Raw genomic sequence first — 6,768 nt, 5'->3', positions numbered from 1 at the left:
CCCGTGTGAATCGTGGGATTGCGCTGCTTTTTTGAAATTCTATGAATAATCCAGGAAAATACATGTTATCTTTCTGGCCATTTCGCGTGTTTCGTGCAAGAACATGATAACACCGGAAATTGTATGCAACTTGTGAGCTCAGAAAAAACGGCCTAGCAAGATGATGTGAATCAAATTAGTGTCACGTCATAATTGTCGCGACTTTTAATTTTACGTGTTAAAATAACGATTAGCAGGAAAAGTTAAGAGCGGTGGTACACCTAACGAAGGGACTGATGCGCTATGGGAAATTCCCATAACATCACACACTTAGTAGGAAGGAGGTGCCTTATGTCCGTGAATGATCTGGCGCATTTAGTACTGAATGCACCTGCGTTCACATTCATTGCCGTGTTTGTTTGGAATCGCAACAAGATGTCGACACTAAGAAAACTTGTCAAAGACGTCATCGAAGTGTTGTCGATTCTCGACGAACTGATCTCGGCCGTCCAGCACTATTGGACGAAATGGACAACAAAAAAGCCGCGCTAGCTTTTGGCTTAGCCTAATGCGCGACATGTTCGTGGATTAAAATTCGGCCACCGTTTGATACGATGACTGCTAGGGCCTAGGCCCGGCGTGGTGTTGGCCGCACCACGCTTTTTCTATGGCTTCAGTATAACAAATCGACCCCGACTAGACAACCCACGCTTGGATGGGCCTCACGCTTGAAAGTGATCGCTGCCGCTTACCTTCTAATTGAAGCATGGCGCTTAGCCCTAAGTCTCATTGCTGATGGGGAGAATAGTATCGTCAATGCCTACACCCGCCTGTCACCCATGAAAGTCGCGATCCAAACCGATCACGGGCGATAAATTCACTTATTCAAAGTATATTCTTATATATGAATGTTACAATCACAAATCCATTCATATTCGCCTGTTTTAAGCTCATTTTTCATGATATATTTATTAAGATATCGGAGGGTGAGTATGAAAAATATTGGGAAATTGTTTACATTGGACTGGCGACGCTTGGTCAAAAGCCCGCCAGCCTTTTTGTTGGTGTTGGCGTTAGTCGTCATCCCCAGCTTGTATTGCTGGTTCAACGTCTGGGCGCTTTGGGATCCTTACAGCAATACCCAAGCATTGACAGTGGCCGTGTATTCGCAAGATCAAGCGACGACTTTCAATGATAAGAAAATCGCTATCGGCTCAGAACTGGTGGATCAACTCCACAAAAATAAAAAGCTCGGTTGGCGCTTTGTTGATTCCAAACAAGCCGTGACTGAAGGTGTGCGTTCCGGGAAGTATTATGCCGGCATCGTGGTGCCGAAATCATTTTCCAAAGATCTGTTGACCATCGTGCAAGGCAAAGTCAAAAAGCCGAAACTCGATTATTACGTCAACGAAAAAATCAACGCGATCGCACCGAAAATCACCGCTAGCGGCGCATCGACGCTACAATCCACTATTTCCACACAATTTGTCGATACTGTCGCCAAAACCTTAATGACGGAATTCAACAAAGCTGGTATTCAACTCGATGATAACTTGCCGATGATCCGGCGTTTTGCCAGTTTAGTGACCAACACCAACAAACAGTTGCCTACCATTGAAAGTTATCTCAAAGAAGTCGAAACCGTCCGCTCACAAGTTCCTGAACTCCAGCAAAAGCTCAAAACAGCCAATGAAATGGCGGCTTACTTGCCTGAAGTCAACCAAATGGCCAACAAGTTGGTCAAAGCCCAACAATACTTGCCACTGGTTGATGAAGGCGGGCAGCTGGCTTTACAAGTCCAAGCCAAACTGCCTGAAGTCAAAGCGGCTGGTTCACAACTCCAACAAGTCAACGATAACTTTGGAACGCTAGAGTCCAGTGTCTCTAAAGCCGTCACGGTCACGCAACAAGGCTTGTCAGTGATCAACAGTGTCAATGGCACCTTGCCGGCGATCAACCAGTTCGGAAAATCTGCCCAAGCAGCAGTCGCCACCACCAAAGATCAAGTGTTACCACAAATCGAATCTGGTTTAACAGTCGTGCACAACGCTGCCACTGCTGGGTTGACCTTGATTGCCACGGCTAACACCCGCTTAAGCCAAGACTTGACGACCTTGAATCAGAATTTAGCCGATCTTGATGCAGACACTGATGCCAAACAAGCGATTGCCACCTTAGCAACGGGGATCGCCCAACGTCAGCAAAATACTGCCAGCGTGGCGACTAAGCTGGCGGCCAGTTTGCAACAACTGCAAGCCAGCTACAATGCGTTAAATAATGGCGCTGAATCGACCACGTTAAATCAGGCGATCGATCAGCTCAAAGCGACGAGCACGATCGCTACTAAGCTTTCCACACAAGCACAACATTTAGCAGACATTGCGCCAACGGCCTCGACCACCGAACTCCAAGCCCAACTCAAACAATTGCAAACCACTGCCGACACCTTCACCCAAGCATCAACCACCTTGCAAAATTTAGGCTTAGAGCAAAGCGTCACCCAGCTGATCACTCAATTCAAATCAGTGTTGAATTCTGCAAACACCACCCTTGCTGATATCAACAAACAAGTCCTACCAAAGCTGCCGAGCATGTTGACCAATACCAAAGACTTGCTCCAACAAGCCCAAAGCGTTTTGAAAAAAGTCCAAACGCAACTGCCAGCGGTCAAGCAAGAAGTGGCAGACGCGAACACCTTGTTGAACGGTCACATGAGTCAAATCACCGGCGGCATCAATACAGTCGCTGAATTGTATCAAAATGATTTTCCAACATTAAAAACGAAGCTCGCCACTGCCACGGCTTTTGTGCAAAACGATTTACCTGGCATGGAAAAAGAACTCACCTCAGCACTTGACCTTGCCAATACCAAAATGCCAGTTTTAGTTTCCGGTTTAAATCAAGCCCACACGTTGATCCAATCTGATTGGCCAACTTTAAAGGTTGCAATTCAAAAAGGCGCCGCTGCCATTAAAAAAGGCGAGCAAAACGTCGACTTATCGGCTTTGATGAAGTTATTGCGCCGCGATGCCGGCAAAGAAGCCAACTTCTTAGCCAACCCGGTCACCTTGAATGAAACCGATCTTTACGCGATTCCAACTTACGGCTCACAATCAGCACCATTTTACTTAGCACTTTGTATTTGGGTCGGCGCCTTGTTGCTTGGCGCGATTTTGATCACGGAATATCACCTTCCTGACGAGTTGAAAGAAACCACTGTCAAACAACAATTCGTCGCGCGCTGGTTAACTTTCGTCGGGTTAGGCATGATGCAAGCGCTGATCGCCGCAGTTGGCAACATCGTGTTGATCGGGACTTACGTGGTGGACAAGCCGCTATATATCGCGATTGCCATGGGTCTTTCCGCAGTGTTCGTCTCGATTCTATATTCGCTGATTGCCTTATTTGGCAATATCGGCAAAGGCATGGGGATCATCATTTTGGTCTTGTCGATTTCCGGGGCTGGCGGGAACTTCCCAGTCGTGTTATCCGGCAAATTCTTCCAAATGATCAACCCTTGGCTGCCTTTCACTTATGCAGTCAACGCTTTGCGCGAACCAGTCGGTGGTATTTACTGGCCGAACTTATGGTCTGATCTGTGGCACTTGGCCGCGTTTGGGATCGGCTTCTTCTTGTTCGGGTTGTTGTTAAAAGGCCCGATTCGCCCATTGATCGATAAAATGCACGCCATCACCAAAAAGAGCCAGATCATGGAATAACAAAAAATCATCACCCGTTCAACGTGGGTGATGATTTTTTGATTAGTCGTGATTGACGCGCCGGTCAACGGACACATACACAACGCGTTGGCCGCGATCATGCACCGTGTCAGCAGTACTTGGCTTTGGTGCCGCCACACCAGCGTCGATCATCCGCGCAATGGTCGCACCGGCCAAGTGCGTGGTGCTGGCAATCGTTTCGCCCACCACTTCAAAGTCCGCAAAATCAGGACTTGTGAACGTGAAGCGATGCCGATCGTCGTCAGGATTTTCTGAAACAAACATTGGGTAGGTCAAAAATTGGAACATGCCGTCCTCCATTTTTTCCGCAACAAGTTTTACCTTATTCACCATAAGCCTAAATGCGTCAAAATGAAAGTGGTTTCGACGCCAAAATTTATGGCTGAATCTAGCATCACTACTTGCTTTTGAACCTCCGGCTGACAAAAAAGTAAACGTATTTCTTCTATTATATAGCACTTGTCATAAGTAACCAAAGAACCTCCAGCCGTTTATGAGCTGGAGGTTCTTTTCGTTATTTCAACTAGTCTTCATCATCACGTCGGCGCTTGCCAAAGCCTAACATCGCTAAGCCAGCAAGCAGCGTCGCCCCGATCAAGCCTAAACCATTTTGCTTATCCCCAGTTTCAGGCAGCTGCGTTGTGCTTGGCTTTTTACCTTGCACATCAGTGCGACTGGTTGCACTCGTTTGCGACAAGTTGGCACGGTTGGCACTAGTCGTCGATCCTGACGTCGAGGTAACTGTGACGTTGGTTTCAGCTTTAGCTTCCGCATCGGTATCAGGCAAACTTACTCTGACGTGACCATCATCACTGATTGCAGCCTCAACTTGATCACCATCGGTTCCTTCATGACTCAAAATGATGTCCCCGTCTGGTCGACCATTGGTAATCGTGGTTTGGCCAGTTGTGCCAGTTTCACCTGGTTTGACCGTTACTGGCGTGCTGGTATTGCCATTTTCATCAGTATCAGTTGCCGTTACATCCCCAGTATTTGGATCGACAGTTACATGCGTATGACTACCATCACCCCAGTCTTTATCAATCGTGGTCACATCACCGTTCCCGTTCGTCACGGTCGTGGTGGTGCCACCATCGACATCATGAGTAATCCGAGTGTCGTAGTAATCCTCCGCTGTAACAACGACTGGTGCCGGCATCCGGCTGAATGAACGGCTAGTATCTGGCGTGATGGTTTCAGTTGTTTTATCTCCATCAGTGCCTTGATGAGTTAAAACGAGGTTGCCATCTGGTTCACCGTTATCAAGCGTCGTCTTACCGTTCTTACCGGATTCTCCTGGTTGAACTTCGACAGGAGTTCCTGCTTCACCTCCATTTGGCGTTTCCGTAATGGTCGCAACACCAGTATCCGTATCGATTTCGACATGAGAGTGATCACCATCACCCCAGTTTTTATCGATCGTCGTGATATCGCCATCACCGTTTGTCTTCGTGGTAGTAGTCCCACCGTCTGGATCATGAGTGACTTGAGTTTCGTAGTAATGACTGGCATCAGTCGAAACACCACCTGGTTGACGACTGAACGAACGGCTCGTATCAGGCGTAATGGTTTCAGTCGTCTTATCCCCATCAGTTCCTTGATGCGTTAAAACGATGTTGCCATCCGGCTCGCCATTATCAAGAGTGGTCTTACCGTTCTTACCAGATTCGCCTGGTTGAACTTCAACTGGAGTTCCTGCTTCGCCTCCATTTGGCGTTTCAGTGATTGTGGCGATTCCAGTGTCCGTATCAATATCGACATGAGAATGATCACCATCACCCCAGTCTTTATCAATCGTCGTGATATCACCATCACCATTAGTCTTGGTAGTGGTAGTGCCACCATCAGGATCATGCGTGATCTGAGTTTCAAAGTAATGACTAGCATCAGTCGATACACCACCTGGTTGACGACTGAACGAACGACTTGTATCGGGCGTAATGGTTTCGGTCGTCTTATCACCATCAGTACCTTGATGAGTTAAGACAATATTGCCATCGGGTTCGCCATTATCAAGTGTGGTCTTACCGTTCTCCCCAGATTCTCCAGGTTGAACTTCGACAGGGGTTCCTGCTTCACCTCCATTTGGTGTTTCTGTGATTGTCGCAATACCAGTATCCGTGTCAATATCAATATGAGAATGATCACCATCGCTCCAGTCTTTATCGATCGTCGTGATATCACCATCACCGTTTGTCTTCGTGGTAGTTGTGCCACCATCAGGATCGTGAGTGATCTGAGTTTCGAAGTAATCCTTCGAAGTTGTGGAAACACCACCTGGTTGACGGCTGAATGAACGGCTTGTACCAGGCGTAATAGTTTCTGTCGTCTTATCACCATCAGTACCTTGATGAGTTAAGACAATATTGCCATCGGGTTCGCCATTATCAAGTGTGGTCTTACCGTTCTCCCCAGATTCTCCAGGTTGAACTTCGACAGGAGTGCCTGCTTCGCCTCCATTCGGCGTTTCAGTGATTGTGGCAATCCCAGTCTCAGTATTGATATCGACATGAGAGTGATCACCATCGCGCCAGTCTTTATCAATGGTCGTGATATCGCCATCACCGTTAGTCTTAGTAGTGGTTGTGCCACCATCAGGATCGTGAGTGATCTGAGTTTCGTAGTAATGACTAGCATCAGTCGATACACCACCTGGTTGACGACTGAACGAACGACTTGTATCAGGCGTAATCGTTTCAGTCGTCTTGTCCCCATCAGTTCCTTGATGAGTTAAGACAATGTTGCCATCTGGTTCACCATTATCAAGCGTCGTCGTACCGTTCTTCCCAGATTCTCCAGGTTGAACCGTGATTGGTTCACTTGGGCTACCACCTTTAGGAGTTTCAGTGATTTTGGCAATTCCAGTCCCAGTATCAATATCGACATGAGAATGATCACCATCACCCCAGTCTTTATCAATCGTCGTGATATCACCGTCACCGTTAGTCTTAGTAGTGGTTGTGCCACCATCAGGATCGTGAGTGATCTGAGTTTCGAAGTAATCTTTCTTAGTAGTTTGAACTCCGGCTGGTTGACGACTGAAGAAACG

The 6,768-nt window shown here is 47.3% G+C and carries 5 protein-coding genes; 3 read left to right on the top strand and 2 right to left on the bottom strand.

What is annotated here, in order from left to right; genetic code table 11:
• Positions 1-330: 330 nt before the first annotated feature.
• From FD01_RS11165 to FD01_RS11160, 3 genes are all read left to right on the top strand, one after another.
• Entirely contained in the window at positions 331-531 is a 201-nt protein-coding gene (locus FD01_RS11165; RefSeq protein WP_056964337.1) for a hypothetical protein, read from the top strand.
• Between the two features lie 176 nt (positions 532-707).
• The gene (locus FD01_RS16135) at positions 708-854 is read left to right on the top strand and encodes a hypothetical protein (protein ID WP_156647304.1); all 147 of its coding nucleotides are present in this window, start codon (positions 708-710) and stop codon (positions 852-854) included.
• A 117-nt stretch (positions 855-971) separates the two neighbouring features.
• A complete protein-coding gene (locus tag FD01_RS11160; protein ID WP_056964336.1) occupies positions 972-3,698 on the top strand; it encodes a YhgE/Pip domain-containing protein in 2,727 nt (908 codons plus the stop codon).
• A gap of 42 nt (positions 3,699-3,740) precedes the next feature.
• Here the strand turns inward: FD01_RS11160 and FD01_RS11155 are convergent, their stop codons facing one another.
• A complete protein-coding gene (locus tag FD01_RS11155) occupies positions 3,741-4,007 on the bottom strand; it encodes a hypothetical protein (RefSeq protein ID WP_056964334.1) in 267 nt (88 codons plus the stop codon).
• A 235-nt stretch (positions 4,008-4,242) separates the two neighbouring features.
• A partial coding sequence (locus FD01_RS11150; RefSeq protein ID WP_082611865.1) for an LPXTG cell wall anchor domain-containing protein occupies positions 4,243-6,768 on the bottom strand: 2,526 nt, incomplete at its 5' end.

Origin of the sequence: Lacticaseibacillus manihotivorans DSM 13343 = JCM 12514 (genome assembly GCF_001435035.1) — a bacterium.
Lineage (GTDB): Bacteria > Bacillota > Bacilli > Lactobacillales > Lactobacillaceae > Lacticaseibacillus > Lacticaseibacillus manihotivorans.
Note: the sequence above shows the minus strand (reverse complement) of the source record. Positions and strands in the feature narration are given on the sequence as shown.